Below are 19,430 nucleotides of genomic sequence, written 5' to 3'. Positions count from 1 at the left end.
AATAAGGAAGAATCATTTAGATTCAACCTCATTCTCTTTTATCCTATTCCATTCATCTCTTAATAGAAATCTGTGAAACTCGGGTAATGGTTTTCTTGCAATCACAGAAGGTTTATTCATTTTTTTGTAATATCTATATTTAGTGAATGGAAGTAAATGAGTGTAAATCGGATTCTTCCTTTGCGATAAGATCAAGGCTTCCCCATACTGAAAGCGACTTAACCGATCCGCTGGCATAATTGGTAGTTTGTCAAACGCACCTTTTTCATGATTCCATTGAAATTTATATCCGGCACGGTAAGAAATATATTCCAAGGTTTCTTTTTCGCCAGCCAATAAATAGATAATGTTCATTACATTATTCTTGATTGCTTTTGCGGTATTTTTTCCATACTTTTCATCTAATTGAGATAGATCCTGAACAACCATTGTCATTCTCACACCTCTAAACCGCATAGCCGATAACATATTATCAATCCCGGAAAGAGCAGGAGAAATTCCAAACTCATCCCAAATAATGTTAACTGGAATCGGGAGTTTTTGGTTTTCTTCTTCACGAGCCGTTTTAACGACTTCTTCATAAACCTGTTTAATCAACAGCGTTACAAATGGATAGTAAGTTGCCTTTTCATCATGCACACCAATAAATAACGCTGTTTTCTTTGTTCCTAAATCATGAAAATCAATATTAGATTGACTTGTCATTTTCGCTATGGATTCATTGAGTGTACCAATACTAATCTTTGTGTCGAATGTTCCTAAAATATTGGATCTAGTATTTTCCGGTTGATCCAATACGCCCTTCATTCTTTGCATGGAGAAATCTTCTGATGATTTTAACATTAAGAAATGATTGATAATTTCATCGTTTCTAAAAAACGCTTCTGTAGTAACCATTTCATCTCGAAAAAGTTTTATTGTTCTGAAATTAATCTGATTATCATCTAGTTTCTTGAGGATATATTCCCCTTGTTCATCTTGATCTAGGTATTCATATTCCAACATGAACAGAATAATTCCTTCAAAAAGGAATTGCGCTTGTTGCCAAAAGAAAGAATTTTTCGAATCTTTTTCCAGAAACAAGGTATTAGAAATATCTCTTAGATATTCTAGTGCTTCAGAAAAATCAATTGGTGGAAGTGATGTTTTCTTCTTCATTTCCACTTGGATTTTCTTTTCTTTAAATCTATCTAGCAATTTCTCGAAGACATACATGTTTTGCAACTGCTGATCTAAGGGCTTTCCCCTAATCAAAATTTCTTTTGCGGATTCCACTAAAGGCTTGACATTCTTGAATCCTAATTTTGCAAAGTGAATTATTCCCGTTGTTGAAGTGCATAATTTATGCAGGTGAATCAGGGAATTAAATTCTTTAATCAAACCTAAGTATTCTTTTTTATACGCTAAATAGGCTTCCTTTTCAGTTCCTACTGTGCTTAAAATCTTCTCTTCATAATTTTTTTCAATCGATCTGTATTTTTTAATGACAATACTTAACGGATTCCATAATGAAGATGTTTCAGGATCAATAAAATTAACGGAAATGATAGTGTAGCCTTTTTCTTTTAACTTATGGTAAAAAGTGGGCATTAATTCCCCTTTAATATCATTGATAATCATACTTTCCCCAGCCATCATGGATCCCATAATCATAGGATTAATTTGTGATTGCGTTTTACCTGAATTGGTAGTTCCGACTACAATATTATGACTATCGGAAGCATCTACATACATTTTATTTTTAAATGTTTCTATCGGAATACCCGATCTAAAGTAAGTCTCCTCTCTGTTAATATTCCATTTTTTCAAGGTGGTAAAGCGGAAGTCTTTATTCATTTTTAGGAAGTCCATTAGCTTGTTTGCTCTCTTTTTAGATTCATTGAAACAATAATTACAATAATCTCTAAAATAATCCCAGGTGAATCTTTCTCCTTCTTGCCGGTTTGATAAACTTTTTTGAACATTGACTATAAAGGAACACACAAATACAAATATTCCAATCAGAAGAAAAGCAATCCATATCTTTATAGATGGTATACAATATATGTTATACATTGTCTTGATGTTCTTTAACTTACTAACCGCATATGTAATTGTCCCAATGGTGGCTCCGACCATTATTGCTAGAACACTTATTAAAGTTAGCAACATTGACCAATAACCAATAGCACTTTGTAGCTTATCTTCTTTCAAATGATTCAATACAGCTTCATCGGTGAAATTTAATCTTTGCAGTCCTACTCTTGTTTCCTTCTTTGTTGATAAGTGCTTATACTCTAGTCTTTCTTCAGCCGTCAATCTTCTTTCAGCTCTTCTTCTTTCTCTTTCGCTTTTGTTTGGAGAAAACAAAGTTAAAAGGAAAAAGAAAGTCAGTAAACCGGAAAAGATTAGGCTTAATCTAAAATAGTCACTGTTTCCTTGCCAGTAAACCACCGACCAGGGAAGTAAGAATTTTTGCTGCTTACTCCAAGCAAGCAAATCATAATGAAAACTTAAAAAGTATGCAATCTGCGTAACCGACAAATATAATAAGGGAAACCAGGTAACAATTAACAAAAATTTATATCTTAATTTCATAATCTGAATTGGTATGAATCATACCAATCTCTCCTTTCTAACCAATTGGTATGATTCATACCAATTGGTTTTTATAAACTTTGGATAATTTCAAAATCATCCACTACATTAACAAGTTCATCCGTATTTCTTAGATAGGCATTAATTTCTGATTTTGAATTAGAAAGGTATTGCCTAATTTCAGGATCAACATTCTTTCTAAATTGGCTATTTAAACGAAAAGCAAAGCTACTTTTTTCACTCTTATTCAAAACATAGTTTTTCCCTTTTACATTATTGGAGAAGCCGTTTTCAGATAAATATTTTTCTCTTCTCTTTTTAATCTTTTGAACATTATAATCATTCATCAGATCATCTTTTTTTGAATTGGTATGATTCATACCAATTGCTTCTTTTGTTTCATCATCCTTATAAGCCTTCAAAACCATATTTGCAATTTTGATTTTCAAATCATAAAGATTAGTCAGTGCATTATTGAATACATTTTCTTTTGCGACTGAATTTAAAGCTTTATCATTGTCTTTTAGCAGTTTTAGAAAATTTTGATAATCTTCCTTCCCAACTGTATCTTTTAATATCATTTCAGATATTTCTAATAGTTCTTTTCGTTTGTCTTTCTGATGAATTGAATGAAATTGCAATCTCCCTGTATCTTCCAAGCGAATGTATAAATTGAAGATCTTATTGATTGTCATGTAATTTAAATGCTTGTTCTTAATTGAAATAGAATCCAGAATTTCTTTTTTTCTTAAATCAATCTCTTGTTTAAATTCCAAGGAGCTTCTTTGTTCTAAAGTTCGCTTTCGATCATAAAGCTCTGTATAGATAATTCTTTTTACCCGATCCAATTTTCTCTTATCAATCTTGCCTTTTGTCAGTGTTTGTTCCTTTTCAAAAAAATTAAAATGGATATGAGGGTGCTTTGTGTTTGTGTGGTAATCCATCCACCACATTAAATTGGTATAATTCATACCAATTGCCTTAGCAATTTTTGGCATACATTTGTCCATTAAGGTAGCAAAATCAGATTGGCTATTTAATCCGTAAGATTTCGCTTCTTCATAATTTTCGAAAGATAACATTTCTTGAAATAATAAATTGCCTTTTTTACTAAAAGATTCTTTTGCTTCCCGAAGCCATTCTTTTTCTTTTTTATCCGTTAAAAAGCCATTATCAGAATAAGTATAGTAAATTTCTTTTCGTTCAGACGAATTAACCGCATAGGCTCTTTGTGTATAATCAAAAAATGAATAATCTTTTTTTGAGTCTCCACTTTTTTTGATTGCTGATTCTCTTTTGTGATATTTGAATAAGCCCTTTTCTCCAAAGATGGAATTGGTATCAATAACTCCTTTGAAATTTGAATTAGGCGGAGCTAAAGTTCCATATTTTAAAAAGGTACTTTTAAGAATAGCCATAGATTATTCCTTTCTATTGAAAAAGGAATTGGTATGATTCATACCAATTCAATTATTTTGTTCCAACTATTCAATTTATTTTTTATGAATTGAGACTTTCATTAGTCATTATTCATTCCTAATACTCAATTCACTTCCTTATTTACCATGATTTTTTTCATGATTTAGCTTCATTTATGAATAAATTCCCGCTAAATTTCGTAAATAAGAAAGCAAGATAAGGAGATTGTATTCAAAACTCGTGTTTTTCATCGTCCAATCTCTTCGGACAATCTAGCAAAGCTAGATTTCATCGATATTTTAGTGTGTTGCTATCATCTACACGTTTTGATATACAAATCGGCTATTTTTTTGGTTTCGTGTACGGATATGTGTTGCCATCGTCTACACAAGTAAATACTAGGTAATTTCATTTTTTTTCGTTTTTTTATCCGTACATTTTTAAACTTATTGATAGTCAATTTTTGATAATTTTTCGTAAATCTTTTCTTCAATGATTCTATCCATTTCAAAGCTTATTTTATTAATGTCCAATGAAGGAAATTGTTGCTTCAAGGTTAGTAAATTCATAACCAATAAAGCATTTATTTTATCCTCTGTATGCAACTTTGAATCTGAATTGGTATGATTCATACCAATTCCTTTTGAATCTACTTGATATTCTTTAATCAACTTAACAACAAAGTCAGTAATATTCAGCCCTTCCTGTGTAGCCAATGTTTTTAAGTTTTGTTTTATTTCTTTATCAATTCGGATATTTAAATTTTCTTTCATTCTTCATTCCTTTCCAAAATTGGTATAATTTATACCAATTTCTCCATCTTCTTCAGCAAGCAATATATTTCATGGATTTCCTTTTTTGTGTCATTATCCAATACGTTTTCATTACTCTTATCTTCATATTTCAAATAATAAGAAGATAGCATTTCTTGAAATAACGCTGTATTACTTTTTTTCAATTGTTCGGTTAGATAAGAAAATTTATTATACTCATTTTCACTCAACCTAAATTCAAGTCTTCTTGTTTTCATAATTACCCCTTTTTGAATTGGTATGATTCATACCAATTCATTTTTTTGGAACTGCAAAAGAACAACCCCTTTTGCAAAAATGATTTTTGAAATCTTGCCAACTGTACTTCCAATTCAATTGAATCCCGCCTGGAGTTTGTGTATTCCCATGACTAATCCATATAGATTGACCATCAAAAGATTCTACATAACCGACATGACCATGGACGGGGCTCCCCAACGTCCATTCAGAACTAAACACAGAATTAGGAGCTGGCGTACTACTTAGAACAAATTGTTCAGGATGTGCCAACACAATTTCTTTTGCGTTCACTTTTCCATCACCTCTAGCACCCGATGAAACATGGTAGGTTTGATAGAATCTGCCCCATGCAAAAGCGGTGCATTGTCTTCCATCATAACTTCCAGGATATTTTGGAAAAGGATTTCCATTAGCAAAGATTGAATCCCAAATCCTATAGTTTGCCGGATCACTTCCTGAATAGTATGTTCCTTCCTTGATGGTAATATTAGAAGATCCGGTATAACCGGCAGATACTTCTGTTCCTAAACTTACTTTAGGATGAGTATTCAGCAATGCTAATATCGGAATCATCAATAACATGATTAACAAAACATAGGGTCCCATTATTCCAAAAACAATACTAACTAATTTTTTTACTATTTTCAGATTAGATCACCTCATTTCTAAAAAGATTGGTATGGTTTATACCAATCTATTTTTATTGAAATACTATAATTCATATCAATTCAATTATTTATTATTTTATTTCTTTCCAATATAATTGAAGAATATTTGACAGCTCTCTTCTTACCACTTTTGAAATATAATCATTGTTATGATTTAAAAAACTTCTTTCATATTCTTCCTGTATCAGCTTTTCTAAAAGCTCCGTAGTCGATGTTCTACCACTGGCTTGTTTTAGATATTCTAATTTTTCTTTTGTTGATTCATCTAGGCGAATCGTTGTCGTTGCCACTTTCATAAGAAATACCTTCTTTCCTGAAATTCCTCCATAATTTCTAAAAATGAAGCTAGATATTAATCATATCCAGCTCCCATTTCAACTAATTCATTATCTGTTGCTAAAATATGAATAGGTAATCTCTTAGATCCACAAATAAACAAGCTATCTCCTTGCATTAAATCTTGAATTAATAACTGCTCATTATCATTTAAAGAGTCAAGTTTAGCAACATCAGTTACACCATCTTTATCCAAATTCATAATAATCTTGTAAACCGCATTTTGAAATATTGCTTTCCCGTGAGTAAGGACTTTATCATCAGCGAAATCTCTTGGAGAGTGAGTTATCGTACATATAATATTCTTGTACTTTCTCGATCGACGATAAAATTGCGCTACTAATTCAGCTGTCTTGCCTTTTAAAATCATCGTATGAGCTTCATCTATAATAAAAGCCGATTCTTGCGTTTCATCCAAACACAATGACCAGGCATAAGTAAACATGACATAGTACAAAGCCGTTTGAAGATTATCTGATAGATTGAATAATTTTTTTGTTCCAAAAGAAATGATTTGTCTGCCTTGTTCATCAGGTAGCTTAACCGTTGTATGACCGTTAAAATAAATCGACCATTCATTTAAAAGTCTTTGTAACTTCATGTGAAGATCATTTAGATATTCACTTTCCTTTTTATACTGTTCCTTATTGGAACTGTTTAGCAATCTCATTCTAGCTTCTAAGATTCTATTGAAATCTGAAAAAGTAGGCATATCTTCATAAGTCTTATCCTTGAAGGATTCATATTTGCCATCCTTATCTTTAGAAATACCCACCTCTTCATAAGTCTTTTTAACTAGATTCCCAACAAGAGCCAGGCTATTTTCTGATATGCTTGGAAATAAATACCGCAACAGCAAATTCAAGTCTTCAATAACGTTAAAAATAGCTAATTCAGTATCCCACATCTTGAAATCATCTTCATCATCATCAGTAGAAATAGGTTTTAAATCAAAAATATTAATAATATTATCTCGTTGCCCCCAGTTCACAAAAGTACCGCTATACTTTTTGGTAATACGATTGTTTTTGTTTTCAGGATCAATCCAAATAATCTTCCACTTATTTCTAATAAAGTTTCTGATATTAAGATTTACGGCAGTTGTCTTCCCCGATCCGGCTTTTCCTAAAACAACCATGTTGCCATTCACTCTATTGTCTTTAGGAGCTTCTTTAGGATTGTGCATATAGTATGCCGGATCAAACAAAACTATCCCCCCGTTTTGCTTTTCATGACCAAACAAGAATCCTTTTTCATCTTTTAAAGTATCAAATACCCACGGATATAAACCAGCCACAGTAGTAGAAGGCATAGGTTGTCCAAACTGTTCTAGCACAACTCCTGGAAGATTAATATCAATCCATAATGGATTGACCAATTTAAACAATTCTTCTTGGATAAAATTAGCCTTTGATAAGGTTAAGCCGTAAGTAGATACTCTACTCATTAAATCCAATCTTACTTGTTCTAATTCTTCCAATTCGTCCGACCACACTTGCAAAACCAGAACAACATCATGTGTTCTATCGTTATTTCTAATAACCTGTTCAATATACTGTTCTTGAGATTCTAAATTTTTTTGAATTCTAGCCAATACCATTCGATCGGTACTCTTTTTATATCTTTGTTGCATTTCAGCTAAATCTCTTCTAAGCATTTGTGCCATATTCACGCCTTTTAAATGACGATCCAACATGAATAATTTTATTCTTGGATCATTTAAAAATTCACACAAGAAGCCTTCCGTAAAATGAGTGGTAAACTTTTCAACCAGCAAATTGGAAACATATTTATTGCCTATGATTAGATAATTATTTTTTACTCCAAAGCCTGTTGGAGCTAACTTACTCTTTTCAATTCTCTTGATGGCTGGTCGAATATTATAAATTGGAGTGCCGTACTTAGAAAAATCTTCTGTTGAATCAGTCTTTTCCAACTTGTCCTTTGCTTCATTGTATTTAATTTTTTGATTTAAATAGGAAAGGATTCCTCTTCCAAACATATAATCATTAATTGAATTGTTTTCAAACGCATAGGAAATATAATTGAAAAAATCACGCTTATTTAATTCTTCAGGATAAAATAATCCTGCTTGCAAAGCACCGTATAAATCATCCATGTCCTTCTCAAGTTTTCTTGGTTCAGAACTCTTAATAAGGACAAAAAATTCTAATTCTTTAAAAGATTGTTGGAAGGATTCCATTTTATCCAAATCAGCTTCTAACATTTTTTTGACAACTTTATCATCTTCTTCATTCAAAAGATTATTCACATTATTGATATATTGATCAGCATTGACTGGGCTGTACACAAATTGAAAATATAAATTTCCTGGAGATTGATTAAAACAACTTCTTACTGCTTGAATTCTTCTGAAAAAGGCATTTGTTTCATCTATAAAAATGTTATGAGGAAGAATTTTATACCCCATAACATATTCTGTTTTAGACCCTCTTTTTAAAATAATCATATTATCCTGAACTTCATCAATATCCATCCAAGATACTGTGCTTGCCATTTTTTTTCTGATCTTCTGCACTTCTTTTTGTTGTTTTTTAAAGCGAACAACTTCTTTTTTTTCAAAGCTAGTCAGTTTCCTTTTCATCTTCTCTAACTTCATAACGAGCTATTCCCTCCCAATAGTATTCTTTTTTCTTCTTGATATACAAAATTACAATTCTTAAAAAAATGAATAAATTATGATTGATTCCAAAAGGCATCGTTAGAAAAAAAACAATAGCACTTGGAAGAATCAAAAACACAATTACTTCTACATGAACAAGATTCCCGACCATCGCAACATAGGTTATAGATGTTAAAAAACTAAATATCAAAGTTGATATTAATAGTGTTAAATCAATAGGTTTAAAGCGATTCATAATCAACCGCCCACTCTTGAAGTTTTTAGGTACAATAAATTCCATTTTTTAAATCCTTTCATTTTTTTGAAGCATTTCTATTTCTTCCATCACTTCAAATACTTCATCAGAGAAAAGTTATGATTTTCAATAGAAACAAGCCTTGCAAAAGCGTACTTTTCTCTTTTTTTGTGTGAGTTGCAGAAAAAGCCCATTTTTAAGCGTTTTTAGGCGTTTCTTTAAAAGAATGAATGGAATATCAAACTTTTAAGAGAACTACCCTAGATTGCTTTTAAAATGAGCCTTTTTTTCTGTACTCTAAAATTTTTAGTTCTTTTTTGGTCTTGAACCATGCAAAATAGCATTTCCCTTTGAAATTTGACTATTTACAAAATTTCTAACCATACCACCGACCATGGATTGACCAAACCCACTTGTTCGATAAGTATTGGATAAGAATTGCCCTTTGGATCCAACTTTCCAAGTTTGTGAAGAGGCTCTTGGTGAAGATTGCCCACCCGGATTAGAATAACTATCACTTCTTAATGGAGTGGCTCCTATCCTAGATTCCATTTCTGATGGTTCTGATTGAAGGAGATCCATGCCTAATGCCCTTGCCCCAGCATAGGATCCAACAGCAACGGTAGTTCCGGCAACCGATCCGACTTTTCCACCAGCATATTTTACCCCGGCAGTAGCTAGTTTTGTGCCAGCCAAAGCAGCCGTTCCAAATTGCATAGCCTGCCTAATTCCTTGCATACCACTGGTAGCTCCAATATCTGATCCAAGTATTTGAGCTATCCCTTGCGGTGCATTGAGGATTCCAATTAAACTAGCAATAAAAAATATTGCCTTTACCAAACCGTATTGATCAAACATTGCAGTAGCTACAAGAGATAGCCAAACAAACAGCATTTGAAAAAAGTTGCCTAAAATATCTGCTATACATAATTTAAACCAAGTAGAAGTTCCATTATCAGTAGGATCAATCAATCCACTGACTGCATAAGGAGTTAATAGAATCTTGTACAGAAGGGAAATATATCTTTGTGCAACTTGAAAAGATATATAAAGAATAAGGACGGCACAAATACCACCCATGATTAAGGCTAAAATAATTCCTACTATATCATTAAAGAAATAATAGCTTTCTGCGTTGTGTTTTTGTCTTGCATTGATATTATTCGTGGCTAATTTGTAGATATTTAAGTACTTTTTATTGCTATCATCTACCGAAGGTAGGTCAGTGGGAATTTCTTCACCACCCTTTTCCTTCATGTTATTGACGATATCTACTTTTTGTTTCGTAATTGACGTTGCACTTCCTTCTTTTGCAAATCCATTCAAAGAAGCATCAGTGATTACTTGCGATATGGTTACATCATTCCCATTAGTGATTAAACTAGGAAGTTTAGTGGTTAGTGTGGTCATGGAATTAAACGCTAAGGGCATTAAAATTGGTGTAGCGGATAGAATAAAGGCAATCATCACTACTCTTGCACTCATTCCTAATCCCGATATTCTTTGAAATACCGTTTCGTCATAGGTACTTTTTAAGTACATAAACAAGAGCCTAGCTAAGACAAATAAAATAACGAGAAGAACTAGAAATTGATACATTTTCCAAAACCATTCTAGGTTTTCCATTTTTAAACCCATCATGGTTTTTAACATTCCATAACAATAGTCACAAATTCCTAAGCAGGCTTTTGTAATTGACCACAAAATTCCTCTAAAAAAATTGGTGGCTTCTAATACAAACATTCTTTCTCCTTTCTTAAATTGGTATAAACCATATTAATTACAGTCCAAGAATTTTTAAAATGGTGGTTAAAGATTCTGCAATCACCAATACGATAATATGAGTTTTCGCTATCTTAAAAAAAGGCTGTTGCTGTTTTTCTCTTTCATCTTTTCCATACCAGCCAACAAAGGCAATCAACATAGAAATAATCGCCACTGTTGGAATTAGCCATAATAACAATGTTGTTATTGGATCTAACCAAGATTTTAGCCATTGTTTGGCAGCCATTGTATCAATAGCCGCTTTGACATGAACTCCTGTTGAACTGGTTAACAAATAAGTCATCCCTTTATGTGTTGTATTCATCTTTAATTCCTCTTTCTAATCTTGTTTGATAATTTTCAATTCGTTTAAATAACAAGGCGGTTTGAACCAATCTTGCACTTGATTTTTGATCATTAAAAATCAAAATATCCGCTTTTTCTGTCTTTAAAACAAGATATTCTGTTCCTTCTATTTTTATGAGTTCCTTTTTTGGAACAATAAAGTATTCTTGTGAATCTATCCAGATTTCTGCTAAATCTTCATCCAATATTTCTATTCTTAATAACCATGTTTTTATTAACAATTTCATATTCTTTGCCATCACTCTAATCTATACATGATTTCTTGATTTCTTTTTTGAAAGATAAATACTTTATCTTTCAAATACAATCCGCCAATCATTAGTCTGTCATTTTCTTCAGGTTCATAACAAAAATCCAAAAGGAAATGGTCTGAAAGTCCTTCAAACGTCTTAGATTCTATTTTTTGTTCTTGAATTTCTAAATAGATAAATTTTTCCAACCCTTTTCGATAGATTTCCAGCCATGGTTTTATTTCAATTAGATACTCTAAGAGTAACCTTGTTTTTTTATGAATCATTTTTCTTCCTCTCTAATTTGTTAAGTGATAGCCGGTGTAAATGCCATCCTTGTCTTTTAATGGAGAACAAGTATAGGCTCCATACTTACTTCCTTCTAAAACGCAAGCTTTATATCCGGAATCCAGTGTGTAACCATCTTTAAACATGAAATATTTATTTAAAGTTATATCTGTACCCCCAACTCCTTTTGCGTTTTTAGGATAAATTGGATGCCCTTTTGCATTTGTAGGTGTTTTAATGTAGACAATTTTCTCTTCAGGTTTTACCACTTCTTTTTCTTTTAAAGTTAACTTTAAGATTTCTTTGGATGAATTTCCGGAAGAATCCTTAACGGAATATTGAATTTCTTGCTGATTCTTATTGGAATCGAATTTAGAACATTCCACTTTCTTTGTTAAATCTCCATCTACATTATCGTTTGCACTTTGAATATAGGTCTTACAAGAAAAAGTAGTATTTATTCCTCTTTCTAAAGTTAAGCTATATTGTTTTAACTTCAATACTGGAGATTCTTTATCTACTACATCAACTTCTAATTCTTTACTAATAGATTTCTTTTTATTTTTTAAAGTGAAGGTTAATGTATGTTTTCCTAATGCCTTAGTATCTAAGGCATTAGGTAATACCAATTCAACATTCTTATCTTTGGTATAACTTTTAATATAGTCTTGAGGATTAAATCCTGATCCATACTCGATTTCGATGGGTTTTTCTGTTATAAACGATAATTCCAATTTTTGAAATAATTGTTGCAAGGAGTCTTTGGAGAAGAAAAAAGCCATACCACCCAGTAGCAAGACAATCAGAATGCCGGTGATAATGAAAACAATCTTTAAGTTTTTTCTCCTTAAATCAGCTATTTTGGTTTCATCTATCACATTGCCATTTTTGATATTTTCTCTGGCATGTTCCATCATTTCCCAATCTATTTCAGATCTTGAAAAAGTAGATAACTGAACATCACTAAAACCATCTTCAATGGCTAATCGGATTTGCTTCATTTGTAGATTATCAAACTCTATTTTTGCGTATCTATCTACTTGCTCTTCATCTAAACCATGTTGAAAACCAAGTTCTATTTCTTTCTTTTGAAAAGTAGAAAATCCCTGTTCTAGGTATTTTTTTGGTAATTCAATCATTCTCTTTTTCCTTTCTATTGAAAAAGGAATTGGTATGAATCATACCAATTCCCTTATTTATTGTTCTTTTCTTTCCATGTTAAGTAGTTTTTTTGAATAACAGTATGATACTTAATAAAGATACCCACCATTTCATCCCCTGTGATTGCTTGTGGGTTTACCTGGAGAAATTTACCGTTTTCATCTTTCTCTTGCTCAAAAACTGTATATGGATATTCATCAGAATAACTTACCACATAATCTTTTCCGATTTTGTGAACGAATTTTCCATTTACCCAAAAGAACTTTTCTGTTTCACCTTCCATATCAGGCAATTTCCATAATTTTGCCTTTTCTGTTTCTGCCACTAAAAGTGAACTTGGCAAAAATAAACTCTTATATTTATTTGTTTCCATACTTTTCTCCTATTCCGTTTCTATTTGAAACCCTTTTGTTTGGATGACTTTATTTGTTAATTGTTCATTAACCCAATCCACTGTTCCTAATTGAATATCGTGATTTTCCATGGCTTCATAAATGAGATTTTCCATTTTTTCTAGTGTTTTAACTCCATAGTGTGTTTCTAATTCTCCCCTAGAATCTTTATGATTTAGAAGCGAATATCCTTCTTTAATTAAGGCTTTTTCCATTTCTGTCCAGTCCCCTTTAGGTTGACTAACAGCCACTTCTAAACATTCATTGAATTCATCTATCAATTCATCATGAGCATATTCTTTTTTCGCTATAAACAATTTACCCGTTGTTTCATCTGCAATCACCGGTTTTTCATATTGATGACGTTTATTATATTCTTCCAAACTCATCAAGCCACCATGTAGCTCCAAAAAGTCTGCTGACAGTTCTGCCAGCTTTAAAGCTCTCGGTAATACATCCACATCTTTTTGAATATGATCTATCCAGCTTGCTATATATGCTTTGTGGTTTTCAGAATGTTTCTTTAAATAACTATCTAAGTCTTCTTCCGTCCCGGGTAAAGAAGTAGATACTAGGGCACCGGTCATTTCTGCCACCAATTCCTCAAAGGCATAATCAACCGTTCCAAAATAATTCTGAAGATTGCGATCTAATCGGTTTGTTGCTCCTGTGGAATGCGCCAACTCGTGTAAAGCTGTTGCATTATAGGCATAGTCATCCTTAAAATCAGTCTGTTGTGGCAAATGGATGACATCTTCCAAGGGAGAATAATAACACTTATCACTTCCCTTATGGTGGACAATCTTGACCCCCATACTTTCAGAAATCTTTGTAACAAGTTCACTTTGTGTTACTTCACTATTCGTTACCTGTTTGACATATTCAGGCAGTCCTACACACTGCTCCGCATTGAACACTGTGGCATACTTAGGAAATATTTTAAAATCATCCCCTCCTAAAGGAAGTGTTACTATATATTGGCTCATTTCTGAAATGGTAAAAAATTTCTTCTCTTTTCGGGTGACCGGATCATAAATGGGTTCATCTTTTACGGCTGCCCAATATTCTACTTTAGTACCATGTTCTCCTTTTTTGATATAGGCTCCTTCATAATCTTTTAATCCATTGAAGGTGATCCATCTTGGATCTGAATACCCTTTTTCATAAGCCTTTAATGCCAGAACAAGGCGATTAATGCCTCGATAATGTTTCCCACTATTTAGATTTTGTTGCCCACCGTTCATTCGCCAACCTTTAATCCAACTGAAGCTTTTTTCTACGTTTTCCGAATCCAGCAACTTCAAAAATTGCTTGACAAGACCTTTTCTGAATTCATCCTTACGACTTCCTTTTTGGCTATATTCTTCTTTAGGAGCTTCTAAGGAATCATTTAGCTTTAATGATTTTTCATCTTTTGAATTTTTCCAAGTCAGACCGGCAACCACAAAATCTCCATCAACCACATCATGCCCTTCAACCCGACCGAACTCTTGTACCACGGCGTAATCTTTAACCACAGCGTTTCCATAGACCCATGCGTTGCCTTCGACCACCGCATTATCTCTGACCACAGCATTATCTGTAACCAAAGCATTATCTCTGACTTTCGCATTATCTTTGACCACAGCATTATCTGTAACCAAAGCATTATCTCTGACTTTCGCATTATCTTTGACCACAGCATTATCTTTGACCCATGCATTACCTGTAACCCTTGCTTTTCCTTTGACCACGGCATTATCTTTGACCCATGCATTACCTGTTTGGCTTAAATTTCTTTCGTTTTGAATATAGCCGCCTAAATCCCCAGCTTTTACATCTCCAAAAGAAGTCAAAGCTTTTATTCTGTATACTTTAGTCTCAAAATCTATCTTGTAGTCTGATGTTAATTCATATTTTTTCTTTTCCATAGTTTTATTCCTTTCTTTCCGCATCCATCTCTACAAATTCTTTATCTTCAAATAAAGCTTTTAAATCATCTTCTGTTAATTCGTCTGTTGTATCAAAAATCACTTCTTTTCTCATTTGAGTTTCTCCTTTCTAAAAAAGTGGTCATTTGACCACCCTATCTTTCTATTTGTTTTTCTTTTTTAGGAATATAATTTTCCTTTTGGCTATATTCTTCTTTAGCCGTTTCTTTTAAATAATTTAGATTTAATGATTTTTCATCTTTTGAATTTTTCCAAGTCAGACCGGCAACCACAAAATCTCCATCAACCACATCATCCCCTTCAACCAAAGCATAATCGCTGACCACAGCATTATCTGTAACCACGGTGTCATCTTTTACTACTGCGTAATCTTTAACCACAGCATTCCCTGTAACCACAGCGTTATCTTTAACTAAGGCATTATCTTTGACCACCGCTTCACCAAAGACCCAAGCCTTACCTGTAACCCTTGCGTTTCCTTTAACCACGGCATTCCCTTCAATCAAAGCATTATCTCTGACCACCGCACAATCTTTGACCGAAGCAGTACCTGTAACCCTTGTGTTTCCATAGACCAAAGCATTCCCACCGACCCACGCACTGCCTGTAACCACCGCATTATCTGTAACCACAGCGTTATCTTTAACCCAAGCATTATCTTTAACCCAAGCATTACCTTTTTGGCTTAAATTTTCTTCCTTTTCTACAAAACCACCTAAATCCCCAGCTTTTACATCTCCAAAAGAAGTCAAAGCTTTGATTCTGTATACTTTAGTTCCCTCAACCATCTTAGTTTCTGTTGTTAATTCATATTTCTTCTTTTGTTCTTCCATAGTTTTTATCCTCTCATTCTCTGCTAAATAAATAATAAGGACTAATGATTTCATTAGTCCTTATTTAATTCGGTATTTCTTTTTGAAGCTAAGAAGAAGCCACCTAAAGAAACAATCATCATTCCAATCAAAACAATAAAATTATTGTTATCTTTTGTTCTTGCTGTTTGCATAGGCAAGGCTTCATCATTCACTACAATCTTGACTGGATTTTCTTTGGCAAAGTTATAGTCTTCTGAAACCACAACTTTATGATGTTTGGAATTGATACGGTAGCCTAGAGGTGCTTTGGTTTCTTTGGCATAATAGCCACCCATATCTTCGTTATACTCAACCTCAAAAACAACCATTCCTTTTTCATCTGTTAAGGCGACACAATCTTTACCATTCACATCTTTAGCAATCTTGCCGTCTTTCATGAACAAAGTAATTTCAGCTCCTTTTAGCTTTTTGTTTGGATTTTGAGCATCTACTTTCTCCACCGCCACATAATACTTCTTTCGTCCATCAACAGCCTTAATCACTTGTGGCTGTTCTTGTGTTCCTTTCGCTTCGAACTCAATATCTTTCATGGTTTCATAACCAAATGGAGCTTCTTTTTCATGAAGTGTATATTTCTTTCCTTCTTGTAGATATTTTGAAATATCCACTGGCTTTCCTTCGGTCTTAAATTCAGCCACGACTTTTTTGTGCTCATCTAAAACTTGAAGAACAGCTCCAGAGACCGGTTTTCCATGGTTGTCCACCTTATCGACCAATACCTTCATGGTTTTATCCACCATGGTGACTGTAACATTCATCGTCTTATCACCGGCTTTAGGAGCTACAAAAGTAACATCTTTAGCCTTATAAACACCGGCAACCACTTCTGTTTCTCTTAGAATATATTTCTTTCCTTCTTGTAGATACTTACCGGCTTGCCAATCTGTATCAGCCTTGGTCTTATAGATAGCCTTATTACCATCTTTATCCGTTGCAACAGAGCCATCTTCATTTAAGATAGTTAAGGTTACATCAGCGACTTTATCTCCCTTTTCTGTTACCTTTTTAACAACGACATCTATTTCTTTATCGACCATGGTTACCGTAACACTCAAAGTCTTATCTCCCTTTTTAGGAGCTACAAAAGTAACATCTTTTGCCTTATGAACACCGGCTACCACTTCTGTTTCTCTTAGGATGTATTTCTTTCCTTCTTCCAGGTATTTAGAAACATTCCAATCTGTATCAGCCTTGGTCTTATAGATAGCTTTATTGCCATTCTTATCCGTTGCGACTGAGCCATCCTCATTCAAGATGGTTAAGGTTACATCAGCGACTTTATCGCCCTTATCCGTTACCTTTTTAACGACGACATCCATGGCTTTATCCATCATCTTGATGCTTACATCTTTATCTTTGATGACTACAGCAACATCTTCAGCTCTAACATAACCCTTAGGCGCTTTTAATTCATGTAAGACATACTTTTTACCCGGTACTAAGCCTTCAATTTCAGTAGCTTTTTCCGTGGTCATAAACTCTTTGACCTTTGGTTCTCCGGCATCATACTTTCCATTCTTGTTTACATCTTCATACAAACCTAATTTAGCTCCAGCTAAAGCAAGCTTTCCTTCTGTGAGTTTTTGGATTTTAGCTGTACGTCCAATGGCACGAATGGTGATAGAACCATGTTTTGGATCATTTAAATCACCTCGAACAATCACATTTTGTGCAGAACCATATAGGATAATTGGTCGAACCCCAACTTTAAAATTTTTACCTTTAAAACTCATTGTATGATTAGTATTTAAATCTTTTTCTGTTAAAGTAATCGTTACTTTGTTTCCAGATACTTTGGCATTAGAAAATGTGTTTTTCATCAAGTTCTTATATTTCAAAACATTTTTTTGATCCACAACCGTATATGTCTTACCAACAATACCTTTATCATAAGACGCATCCGCTCCAGACTTACCAACCTTTTTTCCATTTTCATCATAAATCTGAAAATTAGGTTCACCTAGACTAGCTTCATAACGATTCACATCCTTTAAAATGGCTGCTTTAATCGTTTTAACTTTATCCGTTACTTTATTAGCGTTCGATAAATGACCATATTGCGGATTATTTGGTAAATAATGAACCTCTAACTTCTGATACTCTGAAGATATCGTTTCCCAAATCAATGCTTGTGTGGCGATATAATGAATTGGATCTTTTCTTCCTGAATAACCATAGCCAAAGTAAGAGATTTCAGAAATTTTCTGTTTAGTCGATGCGGATAAGGCTTCATAGTCTTTTAAACTGGAAGTGTTATACACATCAGCACCCAGCTTAATCATTTTCTTTGGCTCTACACAATAAGCGGGTATCCCATTATAGAAATGAAGTCGTTGAGGTACCAGCTTCATTCCATTAGCCAATCCTCCATTTTTAGAATGAAACCAATAACCTGAATAGCCGCCATCTGATACCGTAGCGGCTTGTACGGTGGTCTTGACTGTCCACATGGTTGTAATCATCATCATGGTCGCAAAAATTAAACTGAATAGTTTTTTAAATTTATTTTTCATCTTTTTTCTCCTTTTTCATCAAAAAAGACGGAATTTTATCCGTCTAAATAATTCTCTTTTTATTTTCTATCTCTAAGGTGGAATACCTTTTAGAAATTTTTTCTTCATCATTTCTTTTTCCTTTCTTGGGGGCGTTTCACTCCCAGACCTCTCAAATATAAAAAAGACGGAAAAGTCCGCCTTCAAGAAGTAAAAATTCTTTCACTCTTTTAGTTGTAAAAAAAGGAACTAGCAACTAATCTTCTCCAGCTTTAAACTTTCCATCATTAGAGAAAATTACATGGCACCCATCAAAGTCTGCATCTCCACCAGTGAATCCGCCGTCATTATAATAATCATGCTTTTTAGACCATTCCATATATTTTTGATAGACCTGTTCACTAGTCATACATACTTTTTTATGTGTTTCACAATTGCCATCCGCATCATAATTTTTATATGGGCAAGCCTTTGGTTTTGGTTTGGAAGTATTCGTTACCCCAGATGGTTTTTTAACTGGCTTTGTTTTGCCTTTGGAATTAGAAGATGTATTCCCTTTGTTTGTATTCTTCCCTTTCGAGTTTGTATTAGAAGAAGATTTCTTATTTTGAACATTTTGAACATTGGATTTAGAACTTTTCACTTTAGCTACTGTGCTATTGTTCTTCTTAGTTGAAGTTGAAGTGGATACTTTAGAGACTTCCTTTTCTGTCTTTGGAGTTTCTTTCTTTACCACTTCTTTCTCATCTGCTTTTTTCTCTTCTGCTTTTACTTCTTCCTTTACTTCCTTTTTCGTTATTTCCGGTTGTGGTTTTGAATTTGAAGTGGTGATGGTTTCCTTTTGTCCATCATTCTTTTCCGCAACAGCTGTGGTTTGTTTCGGACCGCAACCATTCAGTAACATGACCGCCACTAAAGCACTCATTCCTAACGCATTTATCTTTTTCATATTAACCTCTCCTCTATCTTATCTCTTTCTTTTTATTTTTACTATTTATCT

18 protein-coding genes are annotated in these 19,430 nt (G+C 33.3%); all 18 read right to left on the bottom strand.

Features of this window, described 5'->3' with window-relative positions; all coding sequences use genetic code 11:
* Positions 1 to 12 precede the first annotated feature (12 nt).
* Positions 13 to 2,349: a type IV secretory system conjugative DNA transfer family protein gene (locus K7I92_RS06915; RefSeq protein ID WP_220282557.1), complete on the bottom strand. Its 2,337-nt coding sequence runs from the start codon at positions 2,347 to 2,349 to the stop codon at positions 13 to 15.
* Between the two features lie 299 nt (positions 2,350 to 2,648).
* Positions 2,649 to 3,995: a relaxase MobL gene (gene mobL, locus K7I92_RS06910; RefSeq protein ID WP_220282556.1), complete on the bottom strand. Its 1,347-nt coding sequence runs from the start codon at positions 3,993 to 3,995 to the stop codon at positions 2,649 to 2,651.
* Positions 3,996 to 4,442: 447 nt separating this feature from the next.
* The gene (locus tag K7I92_RS06905) at positions 4,443 to 4,769 is read right to left on the bottom strand and encodes a DUF1778 domain-containing protein (RefSeq protein WP_203245245.1); all 327 of its coding nucleotides are present in this window, start codon (positions 4,767 to 4,769) and stop codon (positions 4,443 to 4,445) included.
* 29 nt (positions 4,770 to 4,798) lie between these two features.
* Entirely contained in the window at positions 4,799 to 5,026 is a 228-nt protein-coding gene (locus K7I92_RS06900; RefSeq protein ID WP_220282555.1) for a hypothetical protein, read from the bottom strand.
* A gap of 37 nt (positions 5,027 to 5,063) precedes the next feature.
* Complete coding sequence (locus K7I92_RS06895; RefSeq protein WP_207120172.1) at positions 5,064 to 5,621, bottom strand: CHAP domain-containing protein; 558 nt, start codon at positions 5,619 to 5,621, stop codon at positions 5,064 to 5,066.
* Between the two features lie 166 nt (positions 5,622 to 5,787).
* A complete protein-coding gene (locus K7I92_RS06890) occupies positions 5,788 to 6,012 on the bottom strand; it encodes a ribbon-helix-helix protein, CopG family (protein WP_203245242.1) in 225 nt (74 codons plus the stop codon).
* A 56-nt stretch (positions 6,013 to 6,068) separates the two neighbouring features.
* Complete coding sequence (locus K7I92_RS06885) at positions 6,069 to 8,672, bottom strand: VirB4 family type IV secretion system protein (RefSeq protein WP_203245241.1); 2,604 nt, start codon at positions 8,670 to 8,672, stop codon at positions 6,069 to 6,071.
* Positions 8,638 to 8,976 (bottom strand): hypothetical protein, encoded by a 339-nt coding sequence (locus tag K7I92_RS06880; protein ID WP_203245240.1) that lies wholly within the window; start codon positions 8,974 to 8,976, stop codon positions 8,638 to 8,640. The genes K7I92_RS06885 and K7I92_RS06880 overlap by 35 nt, the downstream gene beginning before the upstream one ends.
* A gap of 261 nt (positions 8,977 to 9,237) precedes the next feature.
* Positions 9,238 to 10,674 carry a hypothetical protein gene (locus tag K7I92_RS06875; RefSeq protein WP_220282554.1) on the bottom strand — a complete coding sequence of 479 codons (1,437 nt, stop codon included), beginning with the start codon at positions 10,672 to 10,674 and terminating at the stop codon, positions 9,238 to 9,240.
* Between the two features lie 37 nt (positions 10,675 to 10,711).
* The gene (locus K7I92_RS06870) at positions 10,712 to 11,020 is read right to left on the bottom strand and encodes a hypothetical protein (RefSeq protein ID WP_203245238.1); all 309 of its coding nucleotides are present in this window, start codon (positions 11,018 to 11,020) and stop codon (positions 10,712 to 10,714) included.
* Entirely contained in the window at positions 11,004 to 11,300 is a 297-nt protein-coding gene (locus K7I92_RS06865; protein WP_203245237.1) for a hypothetical protein, read from the bottom strand. The genes K7I92_RS06870 and K7I92_RS06865 overlap by 17 nt, the downstream gene beginning before the upstream one ends.
* Positions 11,300 to 11,578, bottom strand: coding sequence for a hypothetical protein (locus K7I92_RS06860; protein WP_203245236.1), 279 nt, complete (start codon positions 11,576 to 11,578; stop codon positions 11,300 to 11,302). Before K7I92_RS06860 ends, K7I92_RS06865 begins: the two co-directional genes overlap by 1 nt.
* A gap of 12 nt (positions 11,579 to 11,590) precedes the next feature.
* Positions 11,591 to 12,718, bottom strand: a complete 1,128-nt coding sequence (locus K7I92_RS06855; RefSeq protein ID WP_220282553.1) for a hypothetical protein — start codon at positions 12,716 to 12,718, stop codon at positions 11,591 to 11,593.
* A gap of 53 nt (positions 12,719 to 12,771) precedes the next feature.
* Complete coding sequence (locus K7I92_RS06850; RefSeq protein WP_203245234.1) at positions 12,772 to 13,113, bottom strand: hypothetical protein; 342 nt, start codon at positions 13,111 to 13,113, stop codon at positions 12,772 to 12,774.
* A gap of 9 nt (positions 13,114 to 13,122) precedes the next feature.
* A complete protein-coding gene (locus tag K7I92_RS06845) occupies positions 13,123 to 15,042 on the bottom strand; it encodes a zincin-like metallopeptidase domain-containing protein (protein WP_220282552.1) in 1,920 nt (639 codons plus the stop codon).
* A 155-nt stretch (positions 15,043 to 15,197) separates the two neighbouring features.
* Positions 15,198 to 15,896, bottom strand: a complete 699-nt coding sequence (locus tag K7I92_RS06840) for a hypothetical protein (RefSeq protein ID WP_220282551.1) — start codon at positions 15,894 to 15,896, stop codon at positions 15,198 to 15,200.
* A gap of 53 nt (positions 15,897 to 15,949) precedes the next feature.
* Complete coding sequence (locus K7I92_RS06835) at positions 15,950 to 18,451, bottom strand: SpaA isopeptide-forming pilin-related protein (protein ID WP_220282550.1); 2,502 nt, start codon at positions 18,449 to 18,451, stop codon at positions 15,950 to 15,952.
* A gap of 235 nt (positions 18,452 to 18,686) precedes the next feature.
* A complete protein-coding gene (locus K7I92_RS06830) occupies positions 18,687 to 19,379 on the bottom strand; it encodes a hypothetical protein (RefSeq protein ID WP_220282549.1) in 693 nt (230 codons plus the stop codon).
* Between the last annotated feature and the right edge of the window lie 51 nt (positions 19,380 to 19,430).

Origin of the sequence: Bulleidia sp. zg-1013 (genome assembly GCF_019798045.1) — a bacterium.
GTDB lineage: Bacteria > Bacillota_I > Bacilli_A > Erysipelotrichales > Erysipelotrichaceae > Bulleidia.
The sequence above is the reverse complement of the archived record's forward strand: the minus strand, read 5'-3'. Positions and strand labels throughout refer to the sequence as shown.

Bases quoted from the DNA above. Each gene is read 5' to 3' on its own strand.
- K7I92_RS06900 (WP_220282555.1), bottom strand. From the start codon at position 5,026: ATGAAAACAAGAAGACTTGAATTTAGGTTGAGTGAAAATGAGTATAAT.
- K7I92_RS06875 (WP_220282554.1), bottom strand. From the start codon at position 10,674: ATGTTTGTATTAGAAGCCACCAATTTTTTTAGAGGAATTTTGTGGTCA.
- K7I92_RS06870 (WP_203245238.1), bottom strand. From the start codon at position 11,020: ATGAATACAACACATAAAGGGATGACTTATTTGTTAACCAGTTCAACA.
- K7I92_RS06840 (WP_220282551.1), bottom strand. From the start codon at position 15,896: ATGGAAGAACAAAAGAAGAAATATGAATTAACAACAGAAACTAAGATG.
- K7I92_RS06830 (WP_220282549.1), bottom strand. From the start codon at position 19,379: ATGAAAAAGATAAATGCGTTAGGAATGAGTGCTTTAGTGGCGGTCATG.
- K7I92_RS06850 (WP_203245234.1), bottom strand. From the start codon at position 13,113: ATGGAAACAAATAAATATAAGAGTTTATTTTTGCCAAGTTCACTTTTA.
- K7I92_RS06880 (WP_203245240.1), bottom strand. From the start codon at position 8,976: ATGGAATTTATTGTACCTAAAAACTTCAAGAGTGGGCGGTTGATTATG.
- K7I92_RS06905 (WP_203245245.1), bottom strand. From the start codon at position 4,769: ATGAAAGAAAATTTAAATATCCGAATTGATAAAGAAATAAAACAAAAC.
- K7I92_RS06890 (WP_203245242.1), bottom strand. From the start codon at position 6,012: ATGAAAGTGGCAACGACAACGATTCGCCTAGATGAATCAACAAAAGAA.
- K7I92_RS06845 (WP_220282552.1), bottom strand. From the start codon at position 15,042: ATGGAAAAGAAAAAATATGAATTAACATCAGACTACAAGATAGATTTT.
- K7I92_RS06895 (WP_207120172.1), bottom strand. From the start codon at position 5,621: ATGATTCCGATATTAGCATTGCTGAATACTCATCCTAAAGTAAGTTTA.
- K7I92_RS06855 (WP_220282553.1), bottom strand. From the start codon at position 12,718: ATGATTGAATTACCAAAAAAATACCTAGAACAGGGATTTTCTACTTTT.
- K7I92_RS06885 (WP_203245241.1), bottom strand. From the start codon at position 8,672: ATGAAGTTAGAGAAGATGAAAAGGAAACTGACTAGCTTTGAAAAAAAA.
- K7I92_RS06835 (WP_220282550.1), bottom strand. From the start codon at position 18,451: ATGAAAAATAAATTTAAAAAACTATTCAGTTTAATTTTTGCGACCATG.
- K7I92_RS06865 (WP_203245237.1), bottom strand. From the start codon at position 11,300: ATGGCAAAGAATATGAAATTGTTAATAAAAACATGGTTATTAAGAATA.
- K7I92_RS06860 (WP_203245236.1), bottom strand. From the start codon at position 11,578: ATGATTCATAAAAAAACAAGGTTACTCTTAGAGTATCTAATTGAAATA.
- mobL (WP_220282556.1), bottom strand. From the start codon at position 3,995: ATGGCTATTCTTAAAAGTACCTTTTTAAAATATGGAACTTTAGCTCCG.